This is a genomic window from Aquimonas sp., assembly GCF_044377145.1.
GTDB lineage: Bacteria > Pseudomonadota > Gammaproteobacteria > Xanthomonadales > Xanthomonadaceae > Aquimonas.
Genome location: NZ_JBILJQ010000095.1, coordinates 1 through 16,332, shown reverse-complemented (window position 1 = coordinate 16,332; position 16,332 = coordinate 1). Strand labels below are relative to the sequence as shown.

The window sequence follows — 16,332 nt, the reverse complement described above, 5'->3', positions numbered from 1 at the left end:
GCGTGCCCTTGGGGCAGGGCTTCGTCGGATCGAGGCCCTGCGCCTGCATCTGTGCCGCCAGCTGACGGCTCTGCCGGCGCTGGTAGCGGCGCAGCTTGGCCAGTTTCACCTTGAGCGGCTTGGCCGCAGTGAACACCCGGCCGTCGCTGCAGGTCGCGGTTTGACGCATGCCGAGGTCGATGCCGAGCGCGTTGCGCCCGGCGGGGCGGGCAATCGGCTTCGCCACTCCATCCGCGGTAAAGGTCGCGAACCAGCGGCCGGCGCTGTCCTGCCGCACCGTCACCGAGCGCAATCGGCCGTCCATCGCTTCGGTGCGCCGAAAGCGCACGCGGCCCAGGCCGTCGATCTGCACCTCGCCGTGGCGCTCGCCCAGCGTCACCTGCTGACGCCGCTGATCGAGCGTGAAGCGGGCGCTGTTGACCGTGCCGAAGCGCTTGCGCCGCGGCGGCCGCGCGCGGCCGGCGAAGAAGGTCTTCTTTGCGCGGTCGAAGTCGCGCAGCGTCTGCTTAAACGGCTCTCGCGGCAGATCGGCGAGCCAGGCTGTGTCCTGCTCACGCTTCAGCGCGGTCAGGGCCGCCGACCAGACGGTGACGCCGCTGCGCTGCCCCGAAGCCCGCAGTGTGCGATCCAACTTCAGCGCCCAGTTCCAGACGAAGCGCCGCGCCCCGAACAGGCGGCGCAGCGTGCGCGCCTGGTCCGCGGTCGGCGACAGCCGCACGCGGAAGGCGCGCTCCAAGGTAGTCGGGGGTGTGTCTTCGGACATGCCAACAGCTCAGCACGACGATGCGGGTTGTCAAATTGCGCGCGCCGCGTCGCGCGGGCTGAGACAGAGCGTCTACAGCCGCCGGTCGCCCGCCTCGCTGTCCGTGATCGCCGGAGTGGCTGCACGGCCGTCGGCGCACCGACACGCTCCGATTCGACTCAAGCCGGCGGGGGCGTCGCCGTCCATGGCTCCTTCTTGGCGTCGGGCCATGCCGAGCAGAGCCTCACGCACAGCGCTTTGGGGATGGCTGTTCCCATCCAGCCTGTGTACCGCAGCGCCACGTTGATCCCTTGCCCAACGAGGTCGCAGGGAGGCCCTGAGTCGATCGGCTTGGCCAGGATCGACACCTCGCCTCCGTCTAGAATCAGCACGTAGGCAGCTCCCTCGGTGACCTCGAAGTCACGTGGAAGATGGAGGAGGCCGACAACCGCTGTCTGACGTTGCGCAAGGTTGCGAAACAGCAACCGACCCTTTGATACCCCGACTTCGTGCATGGATCATCCTCATCCTCAGAGGTCTCCAGGATGGAGCTGCGGGAAGCTTCGGCAAGTTGCGCACTGAGCCGCGAGGCATCGCTTTCAAGGAACAGGCGCACTTGCTGATCAGCTGCGGGTCTTCGGACACTCGGGCAACGTGACCGATACGCGTGGGTCTTTCGCGCTCATGGCGTGGAGTCCGGGACACCGGTATGCGTGCGGCCATCGATCACGCGGCCGGCGGCTTTCTTGCCGACTTTCGTGAAGTGCTCCGCGTTCTCAACGCGGAATGCAGGCTCGCGATCCGGCTTCTCCCCGCAGCCGCGCAGGGCAGAACCGCTGGGCTCGACCGGCAGCCACTCGCCCCACTGCTTGAACAGAAAGGGCACGCCAGCGGCGGCGCACTGATCGCGCAGGCTGCGGACCCACGCCGGGTGCATTGGGCGCGCACGCGGTCCGGACTCGCCGCCGCCGATGACCCAGTGGAGTTTGTAGCCATGATCCCAATCATCCAGTTCCGCATCTTCCGGCCGGCTGGCTTCGTTGATGGCGTCATCTCCCCACCACGTGCCCATGGAGTTCTCTCGTCCGCACCTGGCGCACTTGTCGGCGCCCATATCATGGCCGTCAGGGTCCGGGATTGCTTCGCTCGGCGGGTAGTGTTCGCCGCACGATCCGCAGTAAACGGTCGGGGCAATCCACCGCGAGAGATCTACCGGCCCAAGCATCGGCTCGATTGAAACGAAGCGCACCGCCGAAGGCGTCGCCAGTAGCTTCGGAATGTCGCGGTCGGCATCGGCCTGGTTGCAAATCGTGGCCCCGATCCATGCGTGCGCTGGCCATCCGCCGTGAATGTTTGTCGGGTCGGGGCCATGTTGAACCGGTCCACCTAGCCACGACGCGGGCGCCATCTTTGCGACGTTTCCGATCCTCTTGGTAAGGATCAGCCAGTCCAGGTTCGGCGTGTCTTCGATCAGCCTGAAAAGGTCAACGCGCCACTGCGGGTCGACTTCGGTGTCGAACACGTCGGCCAGCGAGGCGCAGAAGACGCGGCGGCGGGCAGGCTCGGCAAGGCCTCCGCATTCCGTGCACGTGCGGCACGAGATGAGACTGGTGTTGGCAGGCTGAAAGCGGGCGCCACATTCGGTGCATTCTGCAAATGGTCGCGAGTTCCACTGCAGCGGCTTCCGCCAGTTTGCAGGTGCGGTCCGAACACGCGGCGCGCCAGGCCCCCAGCCGACGCGTCCGAAGCGCGCAGTATCGCGCTCTGCGTAGCAATGATCGCAAGCCGGGCTGACCTTCGTGCATCCCATCCATGGGTTGAAGGTGCTGTCGGCCCATTCGATTCCAGTCTGGTCAGCCATCACCCAGCCCTCCGCGGCTGCGTGTTGGTTGCTCCCATACAGGCTTCGGAGCGCAGAGCCATGTCGATGCCCTGTCCATGGATCTCGCGGAGAAGCTCGGTGTCGATCGGCTTGGCCAGAAACGATACCTGCCCTCCGCGCAGCATTTGATCACAGGCAGCTCCCGACATGACCTCTATGTCCCGTGGAAGATGGAGTTCGCCGCCTACCGCTGTCTGGCGTAGCGCAAGGTTGCGAAGGGGCAACCGACCCTCGGATTCCCAGTACTCGTGCATGGAGCGTCCTCAACCTCAGAGGTCTCCAGCATGGAGCTGCGGGAAGCTTCGGCAAGTTGCGCACTGAGCCCTGATGCATTTAGCCCCATGGCTGCTCGCTGCGTTGACCGATAGACCGCAGGTCCACATGGGACGGCGCCTTGCGCCACCTCACCGCGCTACGAGCTTGAGCAAAAGCCCTTGCGCTGCTGCGAACGCCTGTGGTGTCGGTGCGATTTCGCCGAACAACGCCGAGGCGACCAGGTGCAGGGTAGACGTGCGCTCCAGCGTGTCGACGAGGCTGCTGGAAACCAGCTGAAGCGTTGCGTCTGCTGGATAGCCTGTCGACTGGAGTGCCGTGGTCCACGCTTCGCGCATGCTCTCCACGGTCGCAGGCGGCAGCAGGCTGGCCAGGCCGAGGGCATGCGCAGCGCGCGCATCGCGCACCTCGACTCGCTCGCGCGCCAAGGTGCTCGCGCACGCCAAAAGATCTGCCAACACCTGTCGCGTCGGATCGGCGAAACGGACACGTCCAGCGCCGAACTGAACCGGTGCATGAACTGCTACATCCCCTGCCGGATAGGTAGGCAGCAAGATGTCGTTGGAATGCCATCGGTACTGCTGACTCGCACGATCGAGCTCGGAGAGCCCGCCAGCCAGCACGAGCGTCGACCTCCAATGCTGTTCGTGAATGAACTCGATGGGCCAGTGCCCAGCGCTCGGACACACCATGACCCCATCGGGCGACGCAATGCGACCTGCCTGCCAGCCTTCGGCCGCAAGGCACTCAGACACCGCGACTGCGGTGGCCTCCCAGTCATCATGCGTCACGGCGAGGGTAATGCGGGGAGCGCTGGTTGGGTGAATCAACGCGAACGGCATCAGCGCCAATCGAACGGCGGCCGGGCCCACGATCACGCAGCGCTCCAGCAAGGTGAGCGGAAGAGCCTGCTCCAACGCCGTGAGGCTGTCGATCATCCGGCTGGATGGACTCGATGTTCCCCTGCGCATCTCAACGAACCATGCCGCGGGGCCCCGACACAGGCGCTACGCTTGCAGTGTCCCGGCAACCCGAATCGACCATGCTCTCCGTCCTTTTCGTTACGGCTCTTACAGGTGGATGCGCTGATCCAGCGGCCTACTACGCGAGCATCGACACGCAATCAGCGGCCACTGCCCGAGCGACCCTCCACGATCGCATCCGCGGCCACACTCGGATCCCCTACACCAGCTCAACCCAGCTTGATGTGTGGTCGGTCTTGGAGATCACGGACGAGGACCCAGCGGACGCAAGCCGAATCGTCGACGTCTACCGAAACACTTCCTACCTCAAGACCGAACGTCCCTATCAACGCGAGCATAGCTGGCCGAGCAGCCTGGGTTTTCCGAATGATGGCGCCACCAACTACCCGTACACCGACGTGCACCATCTCCACCTCGCGGATGGGAGCTACAACGCGAGCCGCGGGAACCTGCCCTTCGACTGGTGCACAGGGTCGTGCGCGGAACGCCCGACCACCGAGACAAACGGCGTCGGTGGCGGCACGGGCGTCTACCCCGGCAACTCCAACTGGCGGGCGTCAGACCGGTGGGAGGTTTGGAGAGGACGCCGCGGCGATATCGCTCGGGGGCTGCTTTACCTGGACGTGCGCTATGCGGGTGGAGCTCACCCTGCGACCGGACACCTCGAGCCAGATTTGATCCTCACCGACGATCGGTCGTTGATCGCTACCTCTGGCGGGGTCAATGCGCCCGTCGCTTATACGGGAATGCTCTCCGTCCTCTTGGAATGGCATGCGCTCGATCCGCCAGATACCCGCGATGCCGGCAGGAACGCTGGCGCGTGCGTCGCTCAGGGCAATCGGAACCCGTTTGTTGATCGCCCCGAGCTTGCTGCGTGTGTCTTCCTGGACAGTTGCTCAGCCATCATCTTCGTCGATGGTTTTGAGAACTAGACCGGGGTGAAAGCCTGCATGTCCGTGCGAGACCCAGTAGAGCAGCAGCCCGCTATGGAACATGGGCGCCGTCCCTGATCCTCAACTGCGCTGCAGCCTTGCGGACCGGGTGCAACCAGCGCCATTGGCCCGAGGTGATAGCCGTCTGGTCGAGTTCTTCAAGCCAGACGTCTCGCTCTCCCCGAAGCTGCAATGCGAATTCGAGGGTGTGCTGCGGTGCACTGCCAGAGAAGATCTGACGCAATGTGCGAGTTGCGCGTTCTAAGTGGGCCTCGGACGCAAACCGGGCAGGTTCTGTGCGTTCCACCTCGAAGATCCAGCGGTATTGCTCGAGCTGACGTAGACCCAACGCACGCGAAACTTCCATGGCAGCAAAAAGCGCGCGCGACTCGTGTCCGGTTAGATAGCAGCCTCCGGTCCAATGCTGGTGAACGTACACCACCTTCGATTTTTCAAAGCACCAGGCGTGGCCCCACGCTCTGGCTTCACGAAGCTGGATATCAAAGCGGTGAGCTGACGCGAATATGTCCCGATCGTCGAGTATTCCCGAGGTATCAAGTGACCTCCAGTTCATATCTGGACACAGAACATCGATCGATGCGAGTGGGATCCCGGTGCAGGAGTGCTTGTCAGGGAAATTCTCGGAGGGGGTCGCACAATCGACGACAGAAGCGACCACGCCACCCTCCCCGGTGTGCTCATCAGGCGACAATCGAAATCCTCTTTCTCGAAGATCCTCTACCCGGAAGCGCAGCAGAGCGGAAGGCGAAACGCTGAAGGGGTATCTCGCAAGCGAGGTTGGCAGATCCTCCCAGAATGAGATTTGAAAGTGTTGCCCACCCAGCGCGGCCGCCTCACGCTTCAGGTCGTTGAGGCCGGGGTGGCAATTGTGCCCGGCAAAATCCATGTTGAGCCTGGCTCTGAAAAAGCGGTCTGGAGGTATGCTCTTCAGCGTGGCAACGCAGTTTCCCCTGTACAGGTAGTTTTCCATATCACCTCCAATAAAATTCGTAAAATTCGAGATCTTCGGAGGAAAGGAGAGAACACATACATCCGCACTTTCCATCTTAAGCCGAGCAGAAACCCCTGGTTTCAGTTCAGGACCAGAGAGGGTGCTGGCTGGTCAGGTGATCAACCATTAGGGCGAGGCTGCGTCTGCAAACCACGAAATAAGCATGCCTGTAGGACTGTCCGAGACTTTGTATCCATCAATCAGAAGCGAGGTCACGACGGCGCCACGCAGCTCAGTCGACATATCTATCGGAAAGATCACATTCACATGACCCAATCCTTGCTCCGCGGCCGCTAGAATGGTTGGGTAAATTTCTGCGACTAGTGAATCTGCCTTGGCCTCCAGATCTATGCGCCTAGCGCGCCTAGTAGCCGAAGACGCGTGACCCGCGAAGAGACGTGTTCGGCAGCCCGGGTTGCTCTCGCTCTGTTCAGGTTCATAGGGTACTTCGTAATTCACCGGCTTCGCATCCATCTGGCATTTTCCTCTCTGCGTTACGCTTCTTTATACCACCGTTCACCGATCCCCTTGCCGGCAACGCTTTTCCGATACCGTGTTGCTCAGCGAACTTGACGGCGTTGGTTAGTAGCCAGTACTCGCTGTCTGTGATCGCTGCCCCGCTCTCAAGCCATTCGCGCATCACCGCTTCTACAAGGGGGACTCGAGCACAGGCATGCGTAAGCTGTCCCATGGCCCAAGGGGATATCGGCTTGTCGCGCGTATCGGGAGTGACATTGCCACTCGCTCTGAAGAGCCTCATAGCGACCAAGAGTGGTCCGATGCTGCCGACTAACAGGTACAGGGTATCGAGTTCGATACCAGACATCACAAGACCGAATGCTACCGCCATCGCAGAAGTCCCAGACAGAACGAGCCAGGTCCGCCGCCGGGTGGCTTTGCTCTCGGCCTGGGCGAAGGCCGCCGAACATTCCGAAGCCAATTGAGGTGTATGAGCGCGGAGCCGCAGCGTCAAGGTAAGTTCCAAGTCGGAGAGTCCGGTACTGTCAGCAGAGGTTGACGGCGGGAGGGGAGACAACATGTTATGTACCCTGCACTCTTAGGGACGCACGAAGCTGAGACAGGCCAGCGCGATTCCAAAACGCCTGGACGCCCGAAGCACGGCCAGATGGAACGCCTCAATATCATGCTCGATCGGGGGAGCAGCGTCTTGACCGGAGTTCGCTACTTCAATCACTGTGAAACTCCCAGCACTTAGGTTTGCTTACCGGATCGGGGCCGCGCCAATACGGCGCAAAGCGTCACTGACTATATCCATGCCGAACATGGTGTCCTGCGGCGCTGGACAGCCGGCCAGATCACAAGCGGTGCACGCGGCTTGGTACGCGGTACAGCGTTCGCGGTAGAGAGCTTGCAGTGCAACCACTACCAGGCTTCGATCTGAACCCACCAGCGCTTCTATCATCTTCGGTTCATCCTGTTCTTATCGGTTCACTGCTCAGCATCAGAACCAACAGCGTCAGGGGACATCTGTTTGATTAGATGAAGATAATGTCGATGGCTTTTCCTCATGTAAAGATAGAGTGCAAATAGCAGTACGTTCATGACTACACCTATCCACATGAGGTATGGCTTGGGGTCGGAGTATAGGAGGAGGAAAGTCAGAGATCCAAAGACCCATAGGATTGCAATCCCACAGGCATTCATCATTCGTTTCGATGAAGATGCCATGACCATCAGCGCGTAGGTTTCTGCTTCCTCAGAATTCTTAAACGTCATATCACTCGCCTTCAGTTAATCCTTCGCATTAACGCTCTGCAATATCAAGCCATGAATTACGAGATCCAATGATTACCGTTGGGCGGGATGATCACAGACTCGTGAGGAGAGGGTTTCGGGTTCAAAGCGGGCTCATTCCTTAGTCTGAGGTGGATTCGCGGACCGTGTGATAGGTCCCGTAGATTCGGCGTCACACTCCGGGCGGCTTTTGTGGCTCGGCGGAAAAACCGTCCACTACGAACAGAACTATGCATAGAAGAAAACCTCGGAAAACAGCCTCACTCACAACTTCTCTGTTGACGCCTGACTCGAGAATTCGCAGCGCAACTGGTCCTAGAAGAGTCAGAATGAGGGCCAAACCAATTGCAGGTATCGCCAGCCGAGCCGGGGCGAACGCCGCCATTATGCCGCCACCGAATAGGATTATCACTACCAGTACTGTTTCCACAATCAGATTCCTAGGTGTTGGAGAACAGCGCTGCCAAGATGCGCGCGGATTGGATCATCTGACAGTGACATTTCTACGCTGCGGGCGGACACAGATTTTGCATCCCAGTCGATAGTGAACCGCTCGTGATAATGGACGATCACCACTGTTAGCATTTTGGGAATCATCACTGCTTTAACGACATTCAAAGCGCTGGTTCGATAAGCAATGTCCTCTACAAGTCTCTCTATCGCCCTTTCGGGAGGCATGGCGTACTGGAACGTTAAGCCTCCCAAGCGAGCCACTACTATCGTGTTGGTGCATTTGGACTCAGGCTCTTCGCCTGAATCAAGATGAATCACGTCGAATAGCGTGGTGACACCGTTAATGTTTACCTTGAGCATCTCGATCCTCGAACTCTGCTGGAGTAAAGACTTCGATGGTGTATCAGCGGATAACAGCTCCGCGATGCCTACCGCTTGAAGCGAACCGGCGCTCGTACTTGCGGGGATGACCAACGGCCCCCGCGAGACAGTGAGTAACTGTCTCCGGGACAACCGGCGGCACTACCCGCTTTGGATCTGTCCAGCAGGGCGCGACAGCAGCGTAAGACCGCTCTCAAAGAGGTTTCTGAGGGGGGCGCTGACTGTTGACGGTAGTTCGTGAAACACGACGGAATCAGGATCGGAACGCATTGCCCGTTTCACCTGCTCGGTCAACTCCTGTTCCGAAGTAGCTCGGATCGCAATCGTGCGTAGCCCTGCCCCAGGAACGGCTCCTACGAAGACATCTTCCGGAGCCTCAGGCCATTCATCGCGGATACGATCGAACGCCCCCACGTTCCAGCAGCGCAAAAACTCCAATCCCTGATCGGTTTGGAGAGCGAAGGCGATCGCGGCGATCGCGCCTGTGGGGTCAACAGTCGTGTTCATGCATCAGCTCCATGCTTTCGGGAAGGGTGGGGAATACATGTCGGATCCCGGATGACTAGGTACATCAAACTATATCCAGGCTGTCATTCTTACACCATCTGGGACCATGCAATTGAGTCCCGGAGGGCACGCAATCAACCACTGCAGCTCGCACCAGGTCAGGCATATGCATCCACCTGATGGTCATCTTGGGCCAAGGCCACAGCCGCAGCGGAGAGCATTCCCAGGTTGCGCAGCGCACCGTCTAAACGGTTGATCTCGCGGTCGGTCAAGCTCTGCAGGCGATCGTGATCGACAACGGTCTTGGCCGCACGAAGGAGCTCGCCAACGCCAGCTCGCAGCTCGCGCAGCTCGCCTGGCACCAGCCGCTCGCCGGCCAGAGCACGATCAAGGATGTCGAGAGCGTCGATCAGACGGTCCATGTGCGATCGCTCAAGCCGGAAGACAGGTTTTTCATTGATGCTCCCCAACCTTGAACCGCACATCACCGGAACCTTGGATGCGTGTATCTCGCTGCGCCGGATCCCCTGACACAACGATGTCGCCAGAGCCAATGAGGCGGCATCTGACGCTTACTGTAGCGTGGGCCCGTATCTCGCCACTCCCACGCAGATCGCATTCGAGGTTCTTTGCTTCGAGTTCCTTGATAAGGACGTCACCCGATCCAGATAGGTCAACCCGCAGCGAATCAACGTGCCCTCGAGCGCGGAGAGTCCCAGAGCCCTTGAGGTAGAGCTCAAGGGTACTCTGCTCAACGCCATTCATGACTACATCTCCGCTACCTCCAAGAGTAACGGTGGCAGGGGCGCTCGCCTGAGCCACAAAGACAGCGACTCTTCCAAGATTGGGGGCCTGCCCACCACCAGTGATCTCTACGCCGTTGATTCGAATGCTTCGCCCTGCCGCGATAGAGCCGCCTGAAGCAGAAACGTACACGTCGCCCGTCGAAGCAACGCTACCACAGGCTGATAACGTCACGCTCGCGCCGCCAACGCTGAAATGTACATCACTACCATTCCGCCCAATCAAGAATTCGCCATCGGAAATAGAAAGCGTTACAGAATCGCATGCAGCTTGAGATTCACCCACAACAACCAGCGCGCTTGTGCTTGAGCGGCACCAGTAGAGATCCACTCCGCCGACAACTCGCAACTGCCTTATGCCGGCATCAAGGCCCACCACTGGTTCAACAGCGAACGCTCCAAGTGATCCGAAGCCAGCACTTGGTCTACTGCCCGCAGACCTGATGTTCTCTTGGAAAAGCTCGTAGATCGCATTGAAATTCATCAATTTTCCTTCACGTTTCTTTGGGCGATAACGTATGAGAGTCGTGTGCAGAGGTTCGCGATTTTAATGATGTCAGCGTCGGCTTGCGCGCGGCTCCAATGGTTCCGGCCTATGAGAACCCCGACCAAGTTCGGTGGCCGGATCCGTACATCATCGATTTCTAGAATCCACTGAAGCCGTCCGGATTCTTGGAAGTTGGCCATGATCCGCCAGTTAAACCGTAGCGTCTTACGAAAGGCGTTCGCACCAGACAACTGTTGATGGAGTGCGAATGAAAAATCATGTGGCGCCTCGAAGACTACGTATGGTCGCGTTCCATCACGAGGATGGCCTTCACACGACCAAAGGGTATGTACACCAGGTATGTGATTAATGGCATCGCAGAGCGGCGCTATGCCTGGCTCAATGTACGGGGTTTCGGAAACCACGCTTGAAGGATAGGGAATCGCTGGATCGGTCGGATGCATGCGCATGGGCTTAGCTCGGTGACCAAATGACGTGATGTGACGAAGGTCATTCTGGTTTCTGGGCTTCAGCTGCCCCCCACCGGTACAACCGTCATCGAATCGCCCCTAGACTCTGGTTATGCGATTTTTGCGTGAAATGCCCCAATCACTAATGAAATCGCGTATACAGCGAAAAGTCCGGCCCAGGCCCAGCGAATGACTCGATTATGCGGTGTCTGAACGGGTTTGAAGATGTCTGAGAAGACCCATCCGATCAGCACGGTTGCGAGTACGATGAGCGAAACATTAGCTAGCGTCCATCCGTCGGCCAGGGAAGACTCTGCGCCAAAGCCTGCTGCCGCACCTCCTCCCACAATGCGGAGGAAGAAGGATCGAGCAGTGAATCGACGTTTCGCAACTTCGGAACTTTGGTGCATGGGTTTCATTCTCCTGCCTCAGTATTCTGGGAGCCGATGCAACACGATCGTAACGGAAAGATCCGCAGTATGATCCCGGCAGCTGCGCAGACCAGCGCCAACTGCCAGGCCGGAACTGTCATCAGAAAGGCGCTAAAGGGACCATTGGAGGGAGTAACGCTAAACTGGAAGGCCCAAACTAAACGTGATGGAGCCATAAATCACCGCGAGACCGAATCTCCACGTCAAGGCGAACATCGCAGTAACCACTATTGCCAACAAGAATACAAACGCCATGGACTGACTCCTCGTCATTTTTCAGGGTTCTTGCTTATGAAGCCCCAGTCGTAAGCTCATACAAAGGCATACGTCTGCCTCGAATACGTGTGGACGTTGTTCCCTTTCAGTCACCGGTGTTACAAATGCTTGTAATGAAGGTGGCTCCTAGATTGTGAAGATCAGCCCTTTGTTGAGAAGTCGCCTGTGAGTTGCTCTGATTCACCAGCACGGTCTTGATGCATACGTTCACGAATGTCCAAGCAAGCGTACAGCCTAAGCGAATCCGTATACGTCAAGTTTCCTTCCCTAAACCATGCAATCGCGCGACTTACTTCTTCTACCCCACCAAGATCAAGACCACGCTCAATAAGTCTGTAAGGCCATCCCATCGGGCGTTCCCGCATGTCTGCATCGAGAAACAGTACCCAATCCAAAACGTAGACCACACTTACGACCACCGATGCCGCGACAAGCCAGTAGGAGCTGAAACCAAACGCACCAAATGCGACAAGCTGAACTAGTAGTAGTAACGCGAGAGCGACTGCACTGCCCCAACCGAACACTGTTGCGGCTGGGATACCTAAATGTGCATTCTTCTTCCTAATCTTCACGCTGCTGTCTGCATCCCGAAGAGCATCGCGCCACGCAGTGTAAAGATGGTCTTCAGGTGAGGGGGATGGTCCGACTTCTTCCAGAACGGCGGCGATTGCAGAGTACTTTTGGAGCTCGGCGTCTAGGTCGACAATTTGCTGCATTTTCTTCACGTCATGCGCTGACAGCATTGAACAGTGCATCAGCGGTGTTAGGGCTTCCCGTGTCGATTCAATCGTGCCGTCAATCCGCGGCAGAGTGGAAATCTCCGATAAGCTGGCCTGCTTCAGCTCCAAAGGAACACCTCCGAGCAAACTGCGTAGCCGATTTCTGCGACGAAAGGCCGCTTCTGCCCGCGTGAGATCATCGCCATTCTGGTGCCGTTCAATTGTGGCGCGCAAGACGCGGAGATGCGTTGCCAGCTCAGTTTCGATGGAATGGATGATCGTTTGGATGGCGTTATTCATTGCATCAACCCAAGTACCGTTGCTAATCCTAAGGATGGTTCAGCCCAAACGCTGTGGTTGGAAGCTGGCTTGTCGCACACAATACTAGCGACGGCCATTCGCGGCTTAGTTCCGCCGACTGTGGAGAGGTGTTCTGAAGCATCTGTCATTTCACCGGTTGGCCTGATACCCTGATTTCAATGTATCCATTGCTCGGTTTACTCAGCACACTGGTGACAGTCAGTGCTCTCAGATGCTGGCGGATAAGAGATCTATAAGTCTGGCAGATTTCGTGCGGACTTTGTCCCTTGACGGCATCGGTTGGAATCCTCGCTCTTTCTCTGCGCCTGCTTGGACCGGGCGTCCCTGCCCCGATTCGCTTTCCATACCGCCCACGGTAGTTGGCCGTTGCAGGATCCAGTGACGAAATGCCGCGTATTTTGAGGACATATCCGACAGCCACGGCGGGGCATCCCTGCCCTTACCTCGTCAGCGCCTTCCTGGCGTGTGCTCCATCCTGGAGCACGAAGGTCGACCCGCCGCGCCACTTCCGTGTGGATGGGCTTCGTGCCCCGGCGCCGGTCGGTCTCACCGCTTGAGATTCACGATGGGACAGGAAGTCCCTGGGTCAAGTTGCGTCAAGTTGTTGAAGACGTTCACCAGTGGGCTCCGAACTGAGAACAGCGTCCAGCGCAGCGTTGGTACGTTCCTGCCAGTCGCGAACGTTCGTCTTGAGCCCATCCGCATAGACCTCCCTCAAGAGTTCAACGCAGATCATCAATCGTTCAAAATCGGCGCAGCCATCTCCGCGCCGCTCCGCGCGCAGCCGCGCGCACTCCGCCGCCAGACTTGCTGCGTATGCACCCGCCTCGTTCCAGACGACATCCGCTGCGGGGTTGCGCGCGTCGGCCGGATGATCGCCTCGCCTCGCCTCCGCCACAATTGCGTGGCAACAGGTGCACATCACATCGAACCAACGGAAGGTGTCGCCCGCCTTCAGGTCGTATCCCTGCGACGCGCCACAGAGGGGGCAGGGGTGCAGCTGCACACTCGACTCGCTCATTGCTGATCCTGTATGGATGTCTGCTTGGCCTTCTCTTCCTGTCCTGGCGCGAGGCAAGTAACTGGAATCGTCTTGCATGCGTGATTTTTCTACGATCGGCACAACGTTTGATGGGCGCGACAGCCCCTCCACCTCCTCCCCTTCATAAAGTAGCCACTGCGCGCTAGTCGCAAAAATCCAAATACACAAAGCCCCAATGCGCGAAGCCCCATCGTCGATGAGCCCGGTTAGGTAGAGCCCACCGTGCAGTACCGCTACCAACAGAATCTGGTAGAGGATGGCGCGCTCCGCAGGCGACGGCCAGAGTTTCGTTACGATGTTCATGCTTGTTGGTTTCCTCGCTTCAGAATCACTTCCACACCGGTGTCGCGTCGCGCCTGCGGTTCTGTTTCATCTATGAAAACGGGTTGAGCACTCGTAGGCCAGTGGGCGCTAAATGTACAGCGTTGCGCGTTGCAACCGTAGTGTCATCCGTCGGAGCCATCGGGGGATCGCGCAGGAGTTCCTCGCAACGCCTCCGCCTCCTCCCCTTGCAAAACCAGCAACTGCACGCTAGTCGCAATAATCCAAATGCTCATAACTGCGATGCGCGCAGCCACATCGTCGATGAGCCCGGTTAGGTAGAGACCGCCCATCGCCAGGACGAACACCATGTTCCCGATGGTCAGTCGAACCCCCAAGTCCATGAATCCGGGGCCGGAGCAGTGGCGCTCAACTGCAGAACGGATGATCGGGTCGATTTCCATCTCGCTTTCAAACTGGGAGCGCCAATCTGGATAGCGCCAGTTGAGATGCGCGACCAGGAGTTGCCGGCTCACCTCATCGATCAGAGGCGACGCGGCGCTATGTTGCAGCGTGGCCAGGTCGAGTTCCTCCAGGGCCTCCACGAACGCTCGCTTCCGCTTGATTAAGGAGAAGACCGCCGTGCAGAGCGCAGCAGCAGCTGCCGCCGCAGGAGCGATCGTGAAAGCAGAGTCGAGCTGAAGCAGGCCGAGACCTATCCAGAGCGAAGCGAAAACTGCGAATGGCGACAACATCCAACGCTGGTCAAGCGGCGGAAGAGCTACGACCTGCGGACCATCGGCGTACAGCCGGCTGCGAGGTGATGAGGGTTGCATGGCCAGGGTTCCTGGGTTGTGGGATTAGGGGTGATGCCAAGTAGCGTGAGCTTCTGCCGCACGCCCAACCTTGCCTCTGTCGCTCGGATGTTTTTCGGCTCCGAAACGGGTTCGTCCTTGGTGCGTGCGGCCATAGTCAGAGCTCTTAGCCGTCAGAGCCATCCTGGTGATCGCGCAGGAGTTCCTCGCAACGGTCAACGATCATGCGGTTCGCAACCCGGCAACGATTCCACCCAAGCAAAGCGATGACCAACGAGGCCGTCAGCGCTGATACCGGCACCATCGGAAACAACGCGTTAAAGTTTTGAAGAAATGCTCCGGCCACCAGCATCGCTATCAGAGCGGCGAGGCTCGCAGAAACGCTAAACCACAGCATGCGCATCCCGGCGCGTTGCTTCGCGTGAGCAACGCGCAGGATGGGGTCATTGTTGAACACTGATAGATGCGATTCGGATTTCAACGTTCAATCCTTGATCGAAAGTGCTTCGCGCTGAGCGGCCAAAGCAGACGCAGCCTCGCACATCTTTTCGGCGCGGTTCAGATCCGAGTGTCTCAACGCTCTTTCACTACCATCGGCCACGACAAGCAGCTGTTCACGGACGCACCCGGAAACCTCATTGAGCTCAGCGAGAGAAAGCTCACGGAACTGCTTGTGATCGAAAACTATGGGGACTGCTCCAATAGCGATTATTGCCGCAAGTATCGCCAGTATTGGACCTCTTTCGAGTTCCGGTATTCTGGCGACTGAGGGAATATGTGGGTAGTTCGAATTCATGTCGGTGTCCTTGTTCACCGCAATTGTGCGGTAGTGGGTACGTTCAGCAGCGCCATCCTTCATTATCACGCCCGACAGCTGAAACATCACGCTAGACCAGTAGGCAGCTTGCTTCAATGCTCCGGAGCGTGCTGCATCTCTACATCCAAGATCAGCGATCTCCGCTACCAGTTCGGCAGGATCGCCGCGGCGCCGCGCCACCACGCACCAGGCCCAGCTGGGCGAAGGTGAGGTCGTCGGGAATGGCGATAACGATCGTTGCACCACGCATCAGGCCTGCACTCCCTGGATATCGATCACTGCGGCTGCGGCCGCGGCCTCAAGGGCTTCGTCGCCCGGCCACAGGTAGGCAGGACAAGAGGGAAGACGATCAATCTCGACAGCCGCAGCGACGCGCTTACCAAGCTCCGTGACTGATTGCAGGCTGTCGATGAGCCCCAGCGCCGTCGTTTCCGAGATCCACTCGCGCAGCGCCATCGTCGAGCCAAAGTAGGTGCGCAAGGGCACGCTTTCCACAGCGGCGCGCAGCACAGCCAGATGGAAGATCGAGATCGCGCTCCGCGTTGCTTTCGTGGACATGCTCATATCGTTCGATTTGTTCCTAGTAGTCACATTCCACCCAGAAGGGGCCGAGGTGCAGGACGTAGTGCCAGCCGTCGTGCCAGGTACGCTCAGCGAGCAGCCTCGGTTTTCCCGGCCACGTCTCCCATCCCCACGACCATCTGCCTCGAAGCAGGTGTCGCATCACTTCGATCATCTCCGCTTCCTCCGTTCTCGAGATCTTCAGCCCGACCTGGCATAGGCGTTGCGCCTGTCGGTTCTAGGCTTCTGCAGCCGGCGGACCAGGCTGCACAGAACCAGCGTTTCCTTGTGCTTTTCGCCCTGCAGTGGCGGCTCGCCCCAGATGTTGCCCGCGGGGACGTTGTGTGTGCGGTGCATGCGCCGGCCGTCCCACTCCAACAGGCCCCAACCGGAAGGGATCTCCGCCGGC

General features: G+C 58.9%; 17 protein-coding genes. 1 reads left to right on the top strand and 16 read right to left on the bottom strand.

The genetic code is table 11. The features are described from left to right. From ACIQ7H_RS19920 to ACIQ7H_RS19910, 3 genes are all read right to left on the bottom strand, one after another. Positions 1-763: RNA-guided endonuclease InsQ/TnpB family protein (locus ACIQ7H_RS19920; RefSeq protein ID WP_395794825.1), on the bottom strand; the 763-nt coding region annotated here is incomplete at its 3' end. 661 nt (positions 764-1,424) lie between these two features. Then, positions 1,425-2,603 (bottom strand): phage Gp37/Gp68 family protein, encoded by a 1,179-nt coding sequence (locus tag ACIQ7H_RS19915; RefSeq protein WP_395794823.1) that lies wholly within the window; start codon positions 2,601-2,603, stop codon positions 1,425-1,427. Positions 2,604-3,028: 425 nt separating this feature from the next. Continuing rightward, positions 3,029-3,835 carry a hypothetical protein gene (locus ACIQ7H_RS19910; RefSeq protein WP_395794821.1) on the bottom strand — a complete coding sequence of 269 codons (807 nt, stop codon included), beginning with the start codon at positions 3,833-3,835 and terminating at the stop codon, positions 3,029-3,031. A gap of 104 nt (positions 3,836-3,939) precedes the next feature. Here ACIQ7H_RS19910 and ACIQ7H_RS19905 point away from each other — a divergent pair, with 104 nt between their 5' ends. Further along, positions 3,940-4,812, top strand: a complete 873-nt coding sequence (locus tag ACIQ7H_RS19905) for an endonuclease (protein ID WP_395794819.1) — start codon at positions 3,940-3,942, stop codon at positions 4,810-4,812. A 52-nt stretch (positions 4,813-4,864) separates the two neighbouring features. On the opposite strand, the gene ACIQ7H_RS19900 is transcribed toward ACIQ7H_RS19905, so the two are convergent. The 13 genes from ACIQ7H_RS19900 to ACIQ7H_RS19840 form a co-directional block, all read right to left on the bottom strand. Continuing rightward, the gene (locus ACIQ7H_RS19900; RefSeq protein ID WP_395794817.1) at positions 4,865-5,803 is read right to left on the bottom strand and encodes a hypothetical protein; all 939 of its coding nucleotides are present in this window, start codon (positions 5,801-5,803) and stop codon (positions 4,865-4,867) included. A gap of 457 nt (positions 5,804-6,260) precedes the next feature. Next, on the bottom strand, positions 6,261-6,809 hold the full coding sequence (locus tag ACIQ7H_RS19895) for a hypothetical protein (RefSeq protein ID WP_395794815.1): 549 nt from the start codon (positions 6,807-6,809) through the stop codon (positions 6,261-6,263). Between the two features lie 1,202 nt (positions 6,810-8,011). Further along, on the bottom strand, positions 8,012-8,392 hold the full coding sequence (locus ACIQ7H_RS19890; RefSeq protein ID WP_395794813.1) for a hypothetical protein: 381 nt from the start codon (positions 8,390-8,392) through the stop codon (positions 8,012-8,014). Positions 8,393-8,554: 162 nt separating this feature from the next. Continuing rightward, the gene (locus tag ACIQ7H_RS19885; protein WP_395794811.1) at positions 8,555-8,920 is read right to left on the bottom strand and encodes a hypothetical protein; all 366 of its coding nucleotides are present in this window, start codon (positions 8,918-8,920) and stop codon (positions 8,555-8,557) included. A 158-nt stretch (positions 8,921-9,078) separates the two neighbouring features. Then, positions 9,079-9,342 (bottom strand): hypothetical protein, encoded by a 264-nt coding sequence (locus ACIQ7H_RS19880; protein WP_395794809.1) that lies wholly within the window; start codon positions 9,340-9,342, stop codon positions 9,079-9,081. Between the two features lie 31 nt (positions 9,343-9,373). Continuing rightward, a complete protein-coding gene (locus ACIQ7H_RS19875; protein WP_395794807.1) occupies positions 9,374-10,207 on the bottom strand; it encodes a GIN domain-containing protein in 834 nt (277 codons plus the stop codon). Positions 10,208-11,527: 1,320 nt separating this feature from the next. Continuing rightward, entirely contained in the window at positions 11,528-12,406 is an 879-nt protein-coding gene (locus ACIQ7H_RS19870; RefSeq protein WP_395794805.1) for a hypothetical protein, read from the bottom strand. A gap of 607 nt (positions 12,407-13,013) precedes the next feature. Further along, positions 13,014-13,772, bottom strand: a complete 759-nt coding sequence (locus tag ACIQ7H_RS19865) for a hypothetical protein (RefSeq protein ID WP_395794803.1) — start codon at positions 13,770-13,772, stop codon at positions 13,014-13,016. A gap of 143 nt (positions 13,773-13,915) precedes the next feature. Further along, entirely contained in the window at positions 13,916-14,566 is a 651-nt protein-coding gene (locus ACIQ7H_RS19860) for a hypothetical protein (protein ID WP_395794801.1), read from the bottom strand. Positions 14,567-14,711: 145 nt separating this feature from the next. Next, complete coding sequence (locus ACIQ7H_RS19855; RefSeq protein ID WP_395794799.1) at positions 14,712-15,026, bottom strand: hypothetical protein; 315 nt, start codon at positions 15,024-15,026, stop codon at positions 14,712-14,714. 3 nt (positions 15,027-15,029) lie between these two features. Further along, positions 15,030-15,428, bottom strand: a complete 399-nt coding sequence (locus ACIQ7H_RS19850) for a hypothetical protein (RefSeq protein ID WP_395794797.1) — start codon at positions 15,426-15,428, stop codon at positions 15,030-15,032. A gap of 183 nt (positions 15,429-15,611) precedes the next feature. Further along, positions 15,612-15,920 (bottom strand): hypothetical protein, encoded by a 309-nt coding sequence (locus tag ACIQ7H_RS19845; RefSeq protein ID WP_395794795.1) that lies wholly within the window; start codon positions 15,918-15,920, stop codon positions 15,612-15,614. Positions 15,921-16,124: 204 nt separating this feature from the next. Continuing rightward, on the bottom strand, positions 16,125-16,332 hold a 208-nt coding region (locus tag ACIQ7H_RS19840; RefSeq protein ID WP_395794793.1), incomplete at its 5' end, for a hypothetical protein.